This window comes from Lysinibacillus sp. FSL W8-0992 (genome assembly GCF_038008685.1).
Lineage (GTDB): Bacteria > Bacillota > Bacilli > Bacillales_A > Planococcaceae > Lysinibacillus.
This window is the reverse complement of sequence record NZ_JBBOZQ010000001.1, coordinates 34271-52383: the sequence shown is the minus strand read 5'-3', so window position 1 is coordinate 52383 and position 18113 is coordinate 34271. Positions and strand designations below refer to the sequence as shown.

The following is an 18113-nucleotide window of genomic DNA, read 5'->3' as shown; positions in this document are numbered from 1 at the left end:
CAAATACCGATACTTAAGATAGTAGATTCGCGATAAATGATACATATCTATGTTCCTATATAACGTAATAAGAAAGGATGAGCAAGTTGAAGAAACCTTTAAAAGTGGGTGTCCTAACAAGCCTTTTATTAACACCGACTGCACTTGCAAATGCGCAAGAAGCACAACCACAAACAGGATCACAAACTGAGCAAATAGCTTATGTGAATACCGTTGCTGCAACTGATTCGAGAAGTAAAACAATTGAACAATTCGGTAAGCTTTCAGAAACATCAACAGCAAATGACATGGTCATTGCAGACGGAGATGTAAAAGTATTAAGCACTACTGATTTCAATGAAAATGAACGAGCATTTATTGAAGCGAAGTATGATTATGTAGTAGCACAACGAGAGTTCGTTAAGAAATTAACTGATATTGGTAAAAATATCAATGCATTATCTTATACAAGTAAAACATTTATAGCGGATGTTGCAAAAGTTCAGAAAGACTATGAAACATTTTTAGGATCAGATTCAGATGCCAACTCCTATCTTGCTGTTCAACAAGATTTTAAGGATGCCGTGAATACAGCATTAGAAGCTGAGGATGCAAAGGGCATTGTATCGGCTGTTCGTGGTACCTCTCTCCAATATGGCTATGACGAGTCCGAGCGTAACAATTATTTTAAAAAGAACGGTGCAGATATCGCAAAGCTTGTAAAAATGAATGACGATGCAAATGCGGCGAAAGTAACAACTGCTAAATTAGATGCTTTTGTTAGCGTACTAGAAAATACGTCATCAACTTCTACTCAAATCGCTGAAGCAGCAACTGAAGTAACGACAAGTTACAGCACACTGACAGCTGATCAAAAGAAAATTATTACTGCCTATAATCCAAACAATACAACAGCTACGCCATATAAAAAATATACAGATGTGTTAACGAACTTATCATCAGCAGATAAGATTGTCGCAAGTATTACCCAACTGATAGCAAAAAAACCAGAAGATTTCCCAACGGCTGCAAGCTTTATTAGTGCTGTAACAGCGATAGAAACAGCATACATTAATTTAAAGGATGCAGATACAAAGCGCTTAGTATCGAATTACAATGACCTTCAGCCATATCAAGCAGCTGTCAATGTTTCTAAGCAAATTACTGCGTTACGTATTTCCAACACGGATGCGTATCGTACTTCAGTAACTGCGGCAAAAGCGGAATACGATCAGCTAACGAAAAAAGATTTTGTGAAAAATGTGACTGATTTACAATTGGCTGAAGCTAATATTGCAGCTGCAAAAGCAATTGAAACACTTATTTCTGACATTGCTACAGCGCCAGATGTAATCACTAAAATCGAAGAAGCACGTGCAGCCTATAATACGCCTGTAGCACCCGATGGTCAAAAAATCGATGCAGCCAGTGTTAAAAAAATCGTTAACAATTTGGCAGAGTTAACGAGCTGGGAAAGTTCAAATAAAGCAGTGTTAAATGTCATCACGCTTGTTGAAAAACTAGATCCAGCAGCGAAGGATTATACAAAAAAGGCAAAGGCAGCTAACACCGCATATTTAAAATTGGATACATCAAAGCGTGAGTTCGTAAAAAGCTATAAAGCTAATAAATTAAAAGACCAAGTAGATGCGATGAGCCTCATCGATCCTATATTGGCTTTAAATACTTCACGTAAAGATTTCAAAGAAACCGTTGCCGCCTTGAAAGCAGAATATAATAAACTATCACCTGAAGCACAAAAATTAGTAACGAACTATCCAGCTCTATTAACAGCAGAAAGTTACATCACTACAGCTCAACAGTTTGATGATAAAGTAATAGCGTTAGCTAATGAATCAGATGCTACATTTGTCGCAAAAGTAGTGGAGTTGTCTGCAGAATATAAAGCCATGGACAAAAATGCGAAAAAATTAGTGACGCAATATAAAACATTAACGACGTACGAGAAAAACAATGCCAATGTTGTGAAAGTTATTAATTTAATCGCTGCTTTAAATCCAACGAATAAAGACTATACGAAAAAGGTAGTAGCAGCTCGTAAAGCTTTTAATGCATTAGATACAGCATCCCAAAAGCGTGTGACAAACTATGAACAGTTAACAGCTGTTGAAGATGTGGCATCTTTAATTGGCTTAATAGAAACATTGAAGCCAACGAGTAAGACATTTTTAAACGATTTAAAAACCGCTCGTGCAAATTATGACGCACTGCCTCAAGAAAAACAGCAAGCAATCATCAACTATGAAAAGCTTGTGACAGCAGAAACAGAGCTAACTTCTGCGAGTACAGTCATTGCTTTAATCGATGCGGCAGTTCCTGGAGAAGAAAATTATTTAACGAAATTAATGAATGCCCGTGTTGCTTATGACAAATTAACAACAGGACAAAAAAAGCTTGTCTCAAACGTAAAGTTATTAACGGATCGTGAAAAACAAGTAAAACCAATTTTAAATGTCATGGTGCAAATAGATAACTTAGACCCAAGCTCAAATAGCTTTGTTAGTAAAGTCAATGCAGCACAAAAAGCGTATGAAAAATTGACAAAAGACCAAAAGGCGTATGTCAGCAATATGGCAACGCTACAAAGCTATGAACCGTTAGCAAAGGTTATAGAATTAATTGGCAAGCTAAAAGCTTCGAGTAAAACATTCCATAATGATACTGTACAAGCACGCGCATTATATGATGCACTAAGTAAGGAAATGCAGCAGTATGTTACAAACTATAAGCAGTTACAAGCTGCTGAAACAAGTATTTTAGGTGCAGGAAATGTTCAACGTATGATTGAGGAATTACCATATATTGAGCCACATCAATATGTAAAACGCATTGAGGAAATTCGTGCAGCCTATAATGCATTACCTAAAGAGCAACAAATGGCAGTCGAAAATTACAAAGCATTACAAGATCAAGAAAAAATTATTAAGCCAGTTATTAGCGTTATCAATGAGATTGATAAGCTAATGACATCGAAAAATATGGACAGTCAATATCAAAAGATTTTAAAGGCGTATGATAATTTAAACGCTACACAACGCAAATACGTTTATAATGAGCAGTTGCTTCTGTCATTAGATAATGTCATTAAAGTGTACAAGAGTATTGCGGCTTTAAAACCAAGCGATAAAATGTACTTTGGTATGATTGAGTCAGTACGTAAAGATTACGATAGTTTAAATACAACAGATAAACAAAGAGTATCGAATTATTCCATCTTGCTAGAAGCAGAGAAAAACATGAGCGAAGTGAAAAAAGTTGTGGAGCTTATCGCTAGCCTTTCTCCAACATCAAGCACGTATATCCAAGATGTAGCGAACGCAGTAGCAGCATATAAGGCACTAGACTCCAAAGTAAGAGGACAGGTTATCAACTACGATAAGTTGAAAAATGCTGAAAAAGATATAGCTGCAGTTCTCAAAGTAGTAGATGCTATTGCAGAACTAGATCCTGATGCAAAGACATTTGAAAAGAAAGTGATTGCTGCACAAAAACTATATAGTTCACTATCACTGGAACAACAAGATTTAGTTTATAACTATCGTATTTTACAAGAGCATATAAAGGAATTAGGGCTGTAATAAAGAATGAAGAGAGGGCATGACCCTCTTTTCGTTATTTTTTTATAGAGGTCAATCAATTTAAAAGGGGCGAAAGACAGTGGAAATAAAGCAAAAATACGCATGGGCGTTTGCTACGGCTTTAGTTGTGGCACCTTGTGTTGCAGTCATCCCTACTCAAGCAGCTGCAATGCCATTTGTAGATATTAAAAAAAGCGATAGTGAGATGGAGCTATATAATGCAGTTAGCGAACTGTATAGCAAAGGAATCGTATTTGGTACAACGTCTACAACGTTTAGCCCTTATCAACAATTAACACGTGGAGAAGCAGCTTATTTTTTAGCGCAAGCACTTCATTTACAAACGAGCAATGTTGATAATCCTGGCTTTAGTGATGTCCCAACTTCACATCAATATTATGGACCAATTGCAGCGCTTGCAGCTAATGGTATTATCCAAAAAGGGACGCACTATAATCCAAATGCTTCAATTAAACGTAGTCAAATGGCCAAAATGTTGACATTGGGCTTTCATTTAAAACAAGCGACATCATTAACTGCTCCCTTTACAGATTTTACAAAGGATGCTGAAACCAATCATTATATTCAAACGTTATTAGATTATGGGATTACACAAGGTACAAGCTCTACGACATTCTCACCATATACGGATGTTCGACGTGGTCAAATGGCTTTATTCCTTTATCGCATATTACAAAAAAATGACGATGACTTATACATTATTGGAGTTGAATAGAAAGACAAACATCACTCTTAGGAAAGCAAAATCTTTAGAGTGATTTTTTTAAAATCATTGTAGGAAAAAACAGGTAATAATGGTATGTTTATATATAAGGCTTATGGGTAAAGAAAATCAATTATCCGATTCTCGATGGGAAGCCGGAACTTTAAAAAAACGGACGCCATACATATAAATAGGAGGTAGCTATGTTAAAAAAAGTATCTAGTATTGTCGGAATGTCGCTTATTTTGCTGGCTACTCCATTTGCCTTACCTCTACCAAATAGCTCAGACGTTGCATTAGCGGCAGAGACGGCAAAGGATGTTTCGCCTTCACATTGGGCGAATAGCTCGATTCAGCATATGTTAGATAAGCAATATATGACAACGTATCAGGATGGTACGTTTAAGCCAGAGCAAGCGATTACAAGAGCGGAGGCAGCAGCTGCCATAGCCCGTTCTATGCAACTGAAGTTGGATGTGCCTGCTGAGCCCAAATTTGTAGATTTAACAGCAGATCATCCTTATTATAAGGAGATTTGCGCACTAGTAGAATTAGGGATATTGCAAAATGGTGATTGCTTTAACCCAGATGCACCTTTGAAGCGCATGCAAATCGCTAAAATGTTAACGCTCGCATATAAAATTGAGGTAGATTCTCAAAATAATAGTAAGTATAGTGATATTAATGAAGGCCATTGGGCGAAAGACTATATTGAATCACTTGCAGATGTCGGTATTATTAAAGGGGTCAACGCGAAACAATTTGCACCTAATCTATTAGTAACACGTGCGCAATTTGCCTCCTTAGTGGAACGAAGCTTGGACTTTACAACGACGCTAACAAATTATGAAATAGCCTATGACTATTTATCAAAAACTTATATTCCGACAAAAAACTACTCAGCGACAATGGCTAACGATGTGTTAAATTTAGTTAACATCGAAAGACAAAAAAGAAAGCTCCCGTTGCTTACCTATGATGGAGCTTTAACACAAGTCGCCGTTATTAAGGCACAGGATATGGTGAATCGACATTATTTTGAGCACGAATCACCTTACTATGGCATGCCCTGGGATTTAGCTACTTTATTCGATTATCCATATACTAGTTTAGGAGAAAATATAGGTAGAAATATTCCAAGCCCTGAGGCGGCTGTTAAAGCATGGATGGCATCGCCATCTCATCGAGAAAATATTTTGCGAGAACATTATACAAATACCGGGGTAGCGATTGCAGTAGATAGCAAAGGAATTTACTATTGGGTCCAGCTATTTTCTAGTCAATGACTTGTGAATGGGTAATCGTCTGAGGCAAAACAAAAGACCACACTATGTGGCTACTAAACGAAGCTCTACCAAAAATGGTAGGGCTTTTCTATTGTACTAAGGAGTGGGGTGAATATATCTATGAAATTTAATAAAACATATATTGATAACTTCTTTAACAATATCAATGATTATAATTCAATGGCTGAATTGTTTATTATTGCATATGGCGAATTAAAAGAACAAAGCAACTTGCCTGATTGGTATGTTGAATTAAGAGAGATGATAAATTGGCAATCACAGTCCAATAGGTCGGGAGTTTGGACATATTATGAAATAGTAAATGATTCTTCAGCTACCACACTTATAGGTAGACTGAAAGCAAAAGGAGAAAATGAAATCCTTACTATGTATATGATGGGGATAAATAAATATAGAGATGAAACCCTAATGGAGCATATTGATAAATGGATTTGGGAAAATGAAGAGAGGATTTACCGATATGTCACTGACGTATTTATAAGCAATAAAGATTGGTTTTATCGTATCTAACTCATAAAGAATATGTTAATCGAACTTCTACAGAAAGTGAAAATCGCAAAGTACTTCACAAATGTGGGAGTTATATTTTTTCCACATCATTACCCCTCTAATTCAAAATTAAAATAACTATTTCTGATAATATTCGACTTCGAATGTCTGTATTTGTTGAACGATTTTTAAAGGAACGGCCCTTTTTTTGCTGAATGTATGTATATATTAGAGATGAATGTCATGTCTAAAATAGCCGTATTAAGCGTTCCCACCAGTGAATGTAGAATTATAAAGTTAAGGATATTTTCGTGTAAAATTCCACTGACTCAATTTACTTCTGAGAGGGTGATGTTATGTTAAATGGTGAAAAGTTAGTACAATCTATAATTATTTTATATGGAGACTTGTTACAAGTGGAAGTAGCTTATTTTACTGCGAAAGGTAAAATTTTAGCAACGGATGAATATAGAAAAAGAAAAGGAGAGCAAGTACATTTACCCTTTTTCCAAAAGTACTATTCTGAGCCATTTCAATACGTGCAGAGACCTGGAAAAATGAAAACATGTTCTGGGTGTAGGTTCCAAAATAATTGTCCTTCCAAAGTAGAAATACTGATGAACTTAGTGAAAGATGATCGGCATTTTGGGTATTTAACATTTGTAAGTTTTACAGATGAAGGTGAAAAGAAATTATCTACTGAACAAAAGAAATATCAATACTGGTTAGCTCGTTTAGGTGAAATTGTTATTAATGTTCTAAATAATGAGGGATCTTATTTATTATTTGAAACAAAAAACGGATTTGATACAAAATATGTACTCGGGGATGCACCTTATTTTCAATTTATTAAAACAAAGCTAAACAGCATTGCGAATAGTTCATCGTCAGTTGTCATCACGGGAGAAACGGGGACTGGAAAAAGTTTGTTAGCTAATCATATTCATTCAAACAGTATTACGCATAAAGGGGAATTTGTAGAGTTAAACTGTGCTAGTATTCCAGAAACTTTATTTGAAAGTGAATTATTTGGCTATGAAGAAGGGGCATTTACTGGCGCTAGAAGAAAAGGAAAACAAGGATATTTTGAGATTGCAGATAAAGGTACGTTATTCCTTGATGAAATTACGGAATTACCATTGCACCTTCAAGCTAAACTATTATCGGTTTTACAGAATGGTCTTATTTATAGAGTGGGAGCAATTGAACCTAGAAAGGTAAACGTAAGAATTATTGCTGCAACAAATAGACCTTTAGAGGAAATGGTGAAAAGAGGAGAGTTTCGTGCAGATTTATACTATCGATTAAATGTTATTCCTTTAACTTTGCCACCATTAAAAGAAAGAAAAGGTGAAATGGAATACTTAATTTTTACGTTACTAGAAAAGATTCAACATAAAACAGGTAAATATATTAAAGATTTTACAGACGAATTTTTAGCTGAATTGAATGCTTATTATTGGCCAGGCAACATACGAGAATTAGAAAATGTTTTAGAATACAGTATGGTAATGGAAGATTCTTTGCAATTAACGAAAGATAGTTTACCAAGCTATATTATTGAATATAATAGAATGCAAAATACTCACATCAGGCCTCCTAAACTGTTAAGAAATATGGAAATGGAATTAATTAATCAAAAACTATCTGAATACGGAAATGATGCTGCAGGTAAGGAACGTCTTGCAGAAGAGTTAGGTATCAGTACAAGGACTCTTTATAGAAAATTAAAAAGTAATTAAGAGGGCAGTTGATTTCTGCTACGGACGGGCGCTTTCCACAGGCACGTATTGCGCTATTCCCGCAGGAGTCGCCGTGGATTTTTCCTTGGCAAGTGAAATTGTTTGAGTGCCTGGCACTCAGTAACTTTGTAAGTCACAAATAATCTAAAGCAAATGGGATATATGTAAGAATCATTCTTTGATTTTGTGTATATACTATGTATACACAAAAGAGAGGAGGCTTGTTATAATGGATGAAACACCGAAGAAGCCTGCATCGCCCAATAAACCGTCATTGAACAACAACAATGAACGTATCTATGACCAAAGTCTAACGAACAAAAGCGACCCACCAAAGGATGATAAAATGACAACACATAAATTAGATAAATTTATAGTAGGTAATGAATTAGCCGTGCGAACAGTAACTTCATCAGTGCAAAAATGGGGTAATAGCCTTGCTGTTAGAATCCCAAAAGACATGGCAGAAAATAAAGCATTCGAGCAGGGAACAGCGGTTGAAATTATTGAAACAGTCGATGGTTTAAAAATAGTACTCAAGAAGAAAAAAATAGAGTATCAACTTGCTGACTTATTAAGCCAATGTAAACCGGAAAACTGCCATGAAACAATAGACTTCGGTGTAGCTGGGAAGGAACTGATTTAATGAGCACCGTTCCAGACAAAGGAGATTTAGTTTTTCTAGATTTCAATCCCCAAACAGGGCACGAACAGGCAGGCAGCCGTCCAGGTATCGTACTATCACCAAAAGCATTTAATGAAATAACTGGATTCGCTACTATTTGTCCAATTACGAATACAAAAAAAGGATGGGGATTTGAAGTAGAGATTCCGGAAAACCAAGTTTTTACGGGCGTAATTTTAACTGACCAATTGAAAAATCTCGATTGGAAAGCTCGGAAATTATCTGTTCGTGGTCAAGCACCTATTGAAGTAGTAGAGGAATGTATGGCAAAAATTAAAGCATTCCTTTACTAGTAGCCTGTCGCGTACAGGCTTTTTTTTTGTTTAAAAATCAACATACAACAATTGAAGTAGGGTAATGGAACAAGCTTGCTATTTTAGCTAGGTTTGTTATGTTCCTTATAAAATAAGAAGAAACCCAATTTTGAAAGTAAATAAATGAGTAGTAAATTCTTACATATTACATATCCCTCAATTGCTAATTCATAGCCTCTTGGTATTTTTGGATTACACTTATATTATTGAAAGTCTATCATTCTATGTGATGTATGGTGTAGTCCGTATGTCTGCTGATAAGCACAGCAATATTTTGGTGCTTGTGGCCTCCCCCTTCCTGAGCGGCACTATTTAAGAAAGAAGACCAACTAGGAAAAGCATGTAGTGAGCCGTCTTTCAATATTTTGTTCGTTTCCATATTCTACTTCTAAACAGACATTCCTCTAAATTTGAAGTTTCGTGCAAATTCCCTTTGTAAACGCCTTCCTTAATTATCAACTCAATAATAATTCAAATATTATGACAAAAACGGCATTTGAAATGACAGCTGTGTCAAAAAATAATGATTTATTATTTATGAATCTCGTATTATCAGCTTTTTAAAGTTGGCATGATTTTTGCATTATATAAAATGAGAAACAAAAAAGGGGGTACATTTATTTGCTAGATTACTTTGAATTAGGTGGGAAGATTGCAGTAGTAACAGGGGGAGCTTCAGGAATAGGTCTTGCAACCGCTAAATTACTAAGTGAGGTGGGGACTAAAACGATTATTCTTGATATCGATCAGCAGAAGGGCAAGGAAACAGAAGAAACACTGCGGGCTGAGGGCTTAAATATTGAGTTTGTAAAGTGTGATGTAACGAACTCGCAAGATTGCCAGCGTGTGGCGGAGTTAATAGAAGAAAAGCATGGAAAAGTCGATGTGCTCTTTAATAATGCAGGCATTATTCGTAGAAAAACAGTGGTGGACTTAGAAGAATCGGATTGGGATGCGGTAATTAATGTTTCTTTAAAAGGCGTTTATCTTCTTTCAAAATATTTAATTCCCCTTATGCGAAACCATGGCGGCGGCAGCAGTATTATCAATACCGGTTCTGGTTGGGGATTAAAAGGTGGAGACAAAGCTGCATCTTACTGCGCTGCGAAAGCAGGGGTTGTAAATTTAACAAAAGCTATGGCTATTGACCATGGATCAGAGAACATTCGTGTAAATTGTATTTGCCCTGGAGATACAGATACGCCGCTACTTCGAGGTGAGGCAAAACAATTAAATATAGAAGAATCTAGTTTTCTTCGTAGTTCAGCGGTTGATAGACCATTGGCAAGGTTGGGAACACCTGAAGATATTGCGAAGGGGGTACTATTCCTTGCAAGTGGTTTGTCCGCTTGGGTTACAGGAACTACATTAACCGTTGATGGTGGCGGCTTAGCATAAAAAATTATAGGAGGTATTTTATATGAGTAAAAAAGTTCATCCATACATTCCAAATATGGTACCTGAAGTAAAACAAGAAATGTTAGACGAAATTGGTGTGCATTCTATTAAAGAACTCTATTCTTGCATTCCTGACGACTTACAGTATAAAGGAACAATGAATATCCCGAAAGCATTGAATGAATTGGAGCTACGACGACATATTGAAGGGCTATTAAATAAAAATATAAGCACTAATGAATATCTTAACTTTTTAGGGGCTGGTTGTTGGCAACATTTTATTCCGGCAGTATGTGATGAGGTGAATCAAAGAGCTGAATTTTTAACTGCTTATGCGGGTGAACCATACGAAGATCATGGTCGTTTCCAAGCTTTATTTGAATACCAAAGTCTTATGGCAGAACTTGTCGATATGGAAGTAGTGAATGTACCAACATTTGATTGGGCACAGGCTGCAGCTACTTCGATTCGTATGGCTAGTCGTATTACTAAACGTACTAAAGTTTTACTTGCTAGTACAGTTTCACCTGAGAGAAAAAAGATTATTACAAACTATGGAACACCTCAATTAGCATTTGAAGATGTGCATTTTAATCTTAATACAGGATTAATGGATTTAGCAGATTTAGAAAGAAAATTATCTAATGATGTTGCGGCGATCTATTTCGAAAATCCATCCTATTTAGGATTTATTGAATCACAAGGGCAAGAGATTTCAAATCTTGCAAAAAAATACGGAGCAATAATCGTAGTTGGGGTTGATCCAATTTCACTTGGAATACTGGCACCACCAAGTCAATATGGAGCTGATATTGTATGTGGAGACCTTCAACCACTAGGAATGCATATGAATTTTAGTGGAGGGCAGGCAGGTTTTATTGCGACACATAATGATCCGAAATTCGTAAATGAATATCCATCACGATTATTTGGCATTATTCCGACTGTAAAACAAGGAGAGTATGGTTTTGGTGATATTGCATATGACCGTACATCTTTTGCAGATAGAGAAAACGGTAAAGAATCTGTCGGTACGCAAACAGCTCTTTGGGGCATTACAGCAGGTGTTTATTTATCGTTAATGGGACCAAACGGGATGTACGAATTAGGTCAAGCAATTATGCAAAATAGTCAGTACGCAGTAATGCAACTTAATAAAATTCAGAACATTAGAGGTTCGAGAATTACATCGCCATTTTTCAAGGAATTTATTATCGACTTTAATGATACAGGCTTAACTGTCGAAGAAATCAATGCACAATTATTAGAGCACAAGATTTTTGGAGGGAAGGACCTTTCGAAAGAGTTTCCTCAATATGGTCAGTCGGCACTTTGTTGTGTAACTGAAGTGCATACGAAAGAAGATATCGACAAACTAGTAAGTGTTTTATCAAAAATTGTGACGAAATAATGAGGTAGAAAGGAGTATTAGCATGTTAGAAATTCAAAGACAGTCTGTCAATATAGATTTTCATCAAGCCAAGTGGAATGAGCCTATTATTTTCGAGCTACATCAACCAGGTGAAGTTGGAGTCGAAGTACCGCAAGCTTCACAAGAAGTTGTAGATGTAGTGGGTGATGGCGTTTCAGTTCTACCGAAAAATATAAAGCGAGCAAGTAAGCCGAACTTACCAGAAATCGGCCAAGCCCGTGTATTACGCCATTATGTTCGTCTTTCACAAGAAACATTAGGGTCGGATTTTAATGTAGAAATTGGTCAAGGTACTTGTACGATGAAGTACATTCCGAAAATTAACGAGTTACTAATTCGTAATTCTAAAATAATGGAACTACATCCGCTGCAAGATGTTAGTACTGTTCAAGGAATGTTAGAAATCATTCATAACATGGATTTAGCAATGCGTGACATTTCAGGTATGGATGCATTCTCGTTCCAACCGAGTGGTGGCACACAAGCACTATTTGCGATGGCATCGATTGTACGTAAGTATTTTGAAGTTAAAGGTGAGGCAGATCAACGTAATGAAATTATTACAACCATTTTCTCTCATCCATCTCAAGCAGCAACGGCAGTTGTGAAGGGATATAAAATTATTACTTTACATCCAGACGAAAATGGATTCCCTAATATTGAAAAGTTAAAAGAAGTTGTATCCGAACGAACAGCTGGCTTTGTTGTAGCTAACCCAGAAGATACGGGAATTTACAATTCAAAAATTAAAGAATTTACAAAGATTGTACATGATGCAGGTGGTATTTGTTACTACGATCAAGCGAATGCAAATGGTTTATTAGGCATTACACGTGCTAAAGAGGCAGGCTTCGATATGTGTTTCTTTAATTTACACAAAACATTCGCAGCGCCACATATGTGTGGGGGACCAGCTACAGGTGCATTAGGCGTAACAGCGGAATTAAAACCATATTTACCTGGACCGATTGTCGAAAAAAGTGGTGATCAATATATATTAAATGATCAATTAGAGCATTCAATTGGGAAAGTACGCGCTTTCCACGGCGTTGCACAAACTATTTTACGTTCTTATGCATGGATTCGAGCATTAGGACAAGAAGGACTTAAAGCAGTTGCAGAAACTGCTGTGCTAAATAATAACTATTTATACAGTAAAGTATCGAAAATTCGTGGCGCAAGTGTACCTTATGTACAAGGGCAACGACTGGAACAGGTGCGTTATAGCTGGGAGCAGTTGGAGAAGGAAACAGGTGTCACAACAGAGGATGTACAGCGTCGTATGACAGACTTTGGTTTACATTACTGGACAAGTCATCATCCATACATTGTGCCACAACCATTCACACTAGAACCAACAGAATCCTACTCTAAAGCAGATTTAGATGAATATATCCAGGCACTTGAACAAATTTCAAAGGAAGCATATGAAAATCCAGAGGTAGTGAAAAATGCACCGCAAAATAGTACCATTCATCAATTAATCGAAGCAGATTATTTAGATAATCCCGCAAAATGGTGTACTTCATGGCGGGTATATCAAGAAAAGGTGAAAAATGAAGCGGAATTAACAAGTAATAACCGTTAGGGGGTAATTTGATGACAACAAGGCATAGTAGTTTAAAAAAGAAGAGAGTAGTCATTACAGGAGGAGCAAGTGGTATAGGATTAGCCACAGCACAACGCTTTGTAGAAGAAGGTTCTGTCGTCGCTATTTTAGATATTAATGAAGAAAGTATTGAAAAGTCTATAAAAGAAAACAAAGGAATTGCCAAAGGATATGTAGTGGATGTTAGTAACCCTGCAAGTGTAAACGCTGTCTTTAAAAAAATTAAAGAGGATTTAGGGGGAGTGGACGTTTTTATTGCAAATGCAGGGATTAGCGTTCGCTCTAAATTCCTTGATATTAATCCAGAACAATGGAATAAAGTTTTAAACATTAATTTAAATGGTGTGTTTTATACATCTCAAGCCGCTGCAAAAATCATGGTTGAACAGGGGAAAGGCGTTATACTCATGACAGCCTCTACAAATGGTGTTACGGGACATCCATTCTATGCAGACTATAACGCTTCAAAAGCAGGCGTTAATCTTTTAGCAAAAACGATGGCATTAGAATTGGCTCCAATCATTCGAGTGAACACAATATGTCCAGGGTATGTATTAACACCGATGCAAATGGCTGAGTATACTCCTGAAATGTTAGAGGTTGTAAATGAAGGTATTCCTTTAAAACGGCATGCAGATCCAAAAGAAATAGGGGCGTTGTATGCCTTCCTTGCTTCAGATGAATCTGCTTATATTACAGGGCAAACAATTGCCATTGATGGTGGAGAATTAGCTTAATCATAAAACGAGGGGGATTGGTATTTTATGAAGAAAAGTCTATTCTATTTTTTATTGGTGTTAGTTGCTTCATTGATGGTTGCGTGTTCAGAAAAAGATTCGAATGTACAAATTGAAACATCTGCAAGTAGTGAAGGAGAAACGAAAGCAGGCGAAGAAAAAAGCACAACATCAGATATGAAATTAGTGAATGATGGAAAGTTAACTTTTGCAATGAGTGGCTTACTAAAGCCATTAAATTATAAGGAAAATGAAAAATTAGTTGGTTTTGATGTAGAAATTGGCAATGAAATTGCAAAGAGAATTGGCCTTGAACCAAACCCTGTTACAAATCCATGGGAAACGATCCTCCAAGGGTTACGAGGAGAGAAATATGATGCAATTATAGGGAGTATGACAGCTACTGAGGAGAGAGCAAAACAGGTTGATTTCTCAGATCCATATTATATTTCGGGCGCTACAGTATTTATTTCAAGTAAAAATAAAGATATTAAATCGTTAGATGACTTAAAGGGAAAGACAATCGGTGTTATGCAAGCTAGTACTTATGTTGAAGATGCAAAAAAATATACAGATAAAATTAAAGAATTTCCTAGTGAGATATATGCATTACAAGACCTTCCTCCAGGACGTTTAGACGCAGTAATTACAGATAAAATAGTAGGGATTTCCGCGATGAAAGAATCAGGTTTAGAAATTCAAACAGTAGGAGAAGAAATTAAAAGAGAAGAAATTGCAGTAGCTATTAAAAAGGACAATCAAGTGTTATTAGAAGCAATTAATAAAGCAATTGCAGATATGGTTGCAGATGGAACGTATAAAGACATAAGTACAAAATGGTTTGGCAAAGATCTATTAGAGTAATCCAATCCTAAATTATTTTACCTAGTATTATAGATTAATTCTAGGTAAAATAATTTGAATATTCAAAAAACATTAATCTTCTATACCAATACACTTAAAGAGGTTAGGTGATTTATATGGAGTTTTTAACGAATATAGCATCGATATTCCAAAAACATGGCATTGAATTTTTAAAAGCAACTATTTTGACAGTTGAGTTAACAGTAGTTTCTTTATTAATTGCTTGTGTTATTGGTCTAATTTTTGCCTTCTTCAAAGTTTCGAATATCAAGATATTAGAGAAGATAGCAAACGCTTATATTTTTATTATTCGGGGTATGCCACTTATCGTACAACTTATGTTCCTATACTACGGTATTTCTAGTATTTTTGTTCTTTCCGATTTTGCAGCAGGTGCTATTGCACTTGGTATTCATTCTGGTGCCTATATTGCAGAAATCTTTCGAGGATCGATTCAATCAATCGATAAAGGACAAATGGAAGCTGGCCGCTCATTAGGTATGACGTATTTTAAAACAATGAGACGAATTATTTTACCACAGAGCTTTAAGCGAGCTATACCTTCATTGGCTAATCAATTCATTATTGGATTAAAAGACTCTTCTTTAGTAGCCTATATCGCCGTTTCAGAATTATTTAACCATGCATTATCTGCCCAAGCGTATAACTACATGCCTTTAGAAACCTACTTTGTCGTAGGCGTATATTACTTGATTTTAGTTCTAATATTCACACTGTTGTTCAATAAACTGGAAAGCAGAATGGATGTTGGAAAGGAGAAAAAGCATGATAAAGTTGAAGTCGCTTTCTAAATCATTTGGTAAATTAAAAGTTTTAAAAGACATTAACCTTGAGATCAATAAATCAGAAGTAGTTGTTTTAATTGGAGCAAGTGGTTCGGGAAAAAGTACGTTGTTACGTTGTATGAATTTTTTAGAGTTATTAGATGAGGGTACTATAAGTATTAACGATGAGATTATTGATATCGAAAAAACAAACTTAAATAAAGTCAGAGAAAATATGGGTATGGTATTTCAACACTTCAATTTATTTCCGCATTTAAGCGTTTTACAAAACATAACTGAAGCACCCATACAGGTGAAAAAGCAAAGTAAAGAGGAAGCGAATAAAAAAGCAATGGAATTATTAACGAGAGTTGGGCTTGCTGATAAAGCTAACTACTATCCTGAGCAGTTATCTGGAGGACAAAAGCAACGGGTTGCTATTGCAAGAGCACTTGCGATGAACCCAAACGTTATGCTGTTTGATGAACCAACATCGGCGCTAGATCCTGAATTAGTTGGCGAAGTATTAGAAACAATGAAAAGTTTAGCAAGAGATGGTATGACAATGGTCATTGTAACGCATGAAATGGGCTTTGCAAGAGAGGTTGCGGATAGAGTAATTATGTTAGCTGATGGAAAAATAATTGAAGAAGGCCCTCCTTCAGAATTTTTTAAAACGCCGAAGGAAGAGAGAACAGCGAAGTTTTTACAGCAAGTTTTATAATCATTCACTTAAGTTAGGGGTTGTTATTTATGTTGAAAACGTATGAAGAAGTATTAAAAGTGACAAATGATCTTGTAAATATTGAAAGTATCGTAAATACCGAAGGCGAAATTGATATTTCAAAATCACTTGCTAAAACAATTGCTAACCTTCCTTACTTTCAAAAAAATCCAGACTATGTGTTTACTTCACAAACGGTCGATGATGAGATTGAGCGATATAACGTATTTGCTTTTGTAAGAGGGACAAAAGAAAGTAGCGCTAAAACAGTCGTATTAATGGGCCATACCGATACGGTTGGAATAGATGATTATAATAGCTTGAAAGAGAAAGCATGTTTTCCGAATCATCTTCAAGAAGCATTAAAAAACGAAAAGGTTCCTCCGTTAGTTAAGGAGCATTTAGAATCCAATGAATGGTTATTTGGCAGAGGAACATTAGATATGAAAAGCGGTGTGGCAAGTAATTACTATCTATTAAATTATTATTCAGAGCATCCTGAAGAATTAAAAGGAAATATTGTATTTTTTGCTGAGTGTGATGAGGAAGATAGCTCGCACGGGGTATTGTCAGGTTTAAATGATTTAAAAAAACTGAGAGAAGCGTATGGATTTGAATATGAGGCGTTAATAAACTCTGATTTTGTAGCTCCTAGGTATGAAGGCGATGAAAATAGATATATTTATAAAGGTAGTGTCGGGAAGCTACTTCCTTCATTTTATATAACTGGAGCTGAAAGTCATGTGGGATCTAGCTTTGAAGGACTTGATCCTAACTATATCGCAGCAGAGTTAACTAGACAAATTGCATATAATCCTGAGCTATGCGATAAATCATTAGGCGAAACGCCTATGCCACCAGTAACGTTGAAGCAAACAGATTTTAAAGAAACGTATACTGTTCAAACAGCACTTGCTTCATATGTATATTATAATTTCTTTGTTCAATCATGGTCGCCTAAAGATGTTCTTGAAAAGCTAAAAAATCAAGCAGAAATTGCCTTTAATAATGTAGTTAATAATTTAAATAGTCACTATAAGAGATATTGTGAAATTAGTGAACAGGAATATACAAAATTGCCTTGGGAAACGAGGGTGGTATTTTATGAAGAACTAGAGCAATCGATTATTTCACAATCTGGTGAACGTTATAAAGAGCATATGAAGAAATTTAAAGAAGACTTACTAGAAAATAAAGAATTAGATGTACGTATGTTTTCTGCGAGAGTCGTAGAAGAAACATGGAAATGGGCAAAGGATAAGAGCCCTGCTATTATTATTTTTTATTCCTCACTTTATTCACCACGCGTAGAGGTGACTGGAAAAGATCAAAAAGAAAAAAATCTACTAATAGCTTTAGATCATGCTATCGAAAAAGTTCAACCACATTATAATAAGCCAATTGTACAAAGAAATTATTTTCCTTATATTTGTGACATGAGCTGTGTAGCGATAAATGACGATGAAGATAGCATTCAATCCGTTATTAACAATAATCCAAGTTGGGGAACAAAACATTTTGTCGATTATAATACTATTAGGGATTTAAATATTCCAGCAATTAATATTGGACCGTATGGTTATGATGCACATAACAGATACGAAAGAACTGAATTAAAATATACAATGGAAATTATGCCTAATTTAACGAAACACGTAATAGATAAGCTACTTGATTAATGTCTACAGTTATAACCGTTGATATTGCATTTAGAAGAGCCCTAAG

At 35.8% G+C, this 18113-nt stretch carries 15 protein-coding genes; all 15 read left to right on the top strand.

What is annotated here, in order from left to right; all coding sequences use genetic code 11:
* The first annotated feature begins 86 nt into the window (after positions 1–86).
* The 15 genes from NSQ74_RS00210 (at position 87) to NSQ74_RS00140 (ending at position 18067) form a co-directional block, all read left to right on the top strand.
* Positions 87–3578: a hypothetical protein gene (locus tag NSQ74_RS00210; protein ID WP_445669049.1), complete on the top strand. Its 3492-nt coding sequence runs from the start codon at positions 87–89 to the stop codon at positions 3576–3578.
* Positions 3579–3657: 79 nt separating this feature from the next.
* Positions 3658–4314, top strand: coding sequence for an S-layer homology domain-containing protein (locus NSQ74_RS00205; protein ID WP_340820933.1), 657 nt, complete (start codon positions 3658–3660; stop codon positions 4312–4314).
* Positions 4315–4505: 191 nt separating this feature from the next.
* Positions 4506–5588 carry a CAP and S-layer homology domain-containing protein gene (locus NSQ74_RS00200; protein ID WP_340820932.1) on the top strand — a complete coding sequence of 361 codons (1083 nt, stop codon included), beginning with the start codon at positions 4506–4508 and terminating at the stop codon, positions 5586–5588.
* Between the two features lie 120 nt (positions 5589–5708).
* Entirely contained in the window at positions 5709–6119 is a 411-nt protein-coding gene (locus NSQ74_RS00195) for a hypothetical protein (protein ID WP_340820931.1), read from the top strand.
* A gap of 335 nt (positions 6120–6454) precedes the next feature.
* Entirely contained in the window at positions 6455–7840 is a 1386-nt protein-coding gene (locus tag NSQ74_RS00190) for a sigma-54 interaction domain-containing protein (RefSeq protein WP_340820930.1), read from the top strand.
* 229 nt (positions 7841–8069) lie between these two features.
* Positions 8070–8486 carry an AbrB/MazE/SpoVT family DNA-binding domain-containing protein gene (locus tag NSQ74_RS00185; protein ID WP_340820929.1) on the top strand — a complete coding sequence of 139 codons (417 nt, stop codon included), beginning with the start codon at positions 8070–8072 and terminating at the stop codon, positions 8484–8486.
* Complete coding sequence (locus tag NSQ74_RS00180; RefSeq protein ID WP_340820928.1) at positions 8486–8818, top strand: type II toxin-antitoxin system PemK/MazF family toxin; 333 nt, start codon at positions 8486–8488, stop codon at positions 8816–8818. The genes NSQ74_RS00185 and NSQ74_RS00180 overlap by 1 nt, the downstream gene beginning before the upstream one ends.
* 642 nt (positions 8819–9460) lie before the next feature.
* Positions 9461–10237, top strand: coding sequence for an SDR family NAD(P)-dependent oxidoreductase (locus NSQ74_RS00175; RefSeq protein ID WP_340820927.1), 777 nt, complete (start codon positions 9461–9463; stop codon positions 10235–10237).
* Between the two features lie 22 nt (positions 10238–10259).
* Positions 10260–11648, top strand: coding sequence for an aminomethyl-transferring glycine dehydrogenase subunit GcvPA (gene gcvPA, locus NSQ74_RS00170; protein WP_340820926.1), 1389 nt, complete (start codon positions 10260–10262; stop codon positions 11646–11648).
* Positions 11649–11670: 22 nt separating this feature from the next.
* Positions 11671–13257, top strand: a complete 1587-nt coding sequence (gcvPB, locus tag NSQ74_RS00165) for an aminomethyl-transferring glycine dehydrogenase subunit GcvPB (protein WP_340820925.1) — start codon at positions 11671–11673, stop codon at positions 13255–13257.
* 11 nt (positions 13258–13268) lie between these two features.
* Positions 13269–14015: an SDR family NAD(P)-dependent oxidoreductase gene (locus NSQ74_RS00160; protein WP_340820924.1), complete on the top strand. Its 747-nt coding sequence runs from the start codon at positions 13269–13271 to the stop codon at positions 14013–14015.
* A 27-nt stretch (positions 14016–14042) separates the two neighbouring features.
* Positions 14043–14879, top strand: a complete 837-nt coding sequence (locus tag NSQ74_RS00155) for a transporter substrate-binding domain-containing protein (RefSeq protein ID WP_340820923.1) — start codon at positions 14043–14045, stop codon at positions 14877–14879.
* 116 nt (positions 14880–14995) lie between these two features.
* Positions 14996–15691 (top strand): amino acid ABC transporter permease, encoded by a 696-nt coding sequence (locus NSQ74_RS00150; RefSeq protein ID WP_340820922.1) that lies wholly within the window; start codon positions 14996–14998, stop codon positions 15689–15691.
* Positions 15666–16388, top strand: coding sequence for an amino acid ABC transporter ATP-binding protein (locus NSQ74_RS00145; RefSeq protein ID WP_340820921.1), 723 nt, complete (start codon positions 15666–15668; stop codon positions 16386–16388). The genes NSQ74_RS00150 and NSQ74_RS00145 overlap by 26 nt, the downstream gene beginning before the upstream one ends.
* A gap of 29 nt (positions 16389–16417) precedes the next feature.
* Complete coding sequence (locus NSQ74_RS00140; RefSeq protein WP_340820920.1) at positions 16418–18067, top strand: M20/M25/M40 family metallo-hydrolase; 1650 nt, start codon at positions 16418–16420, stop codon at positions 18065–18067.
* Positions 18068–18113 lie beyond the last annotated feature (46 nt).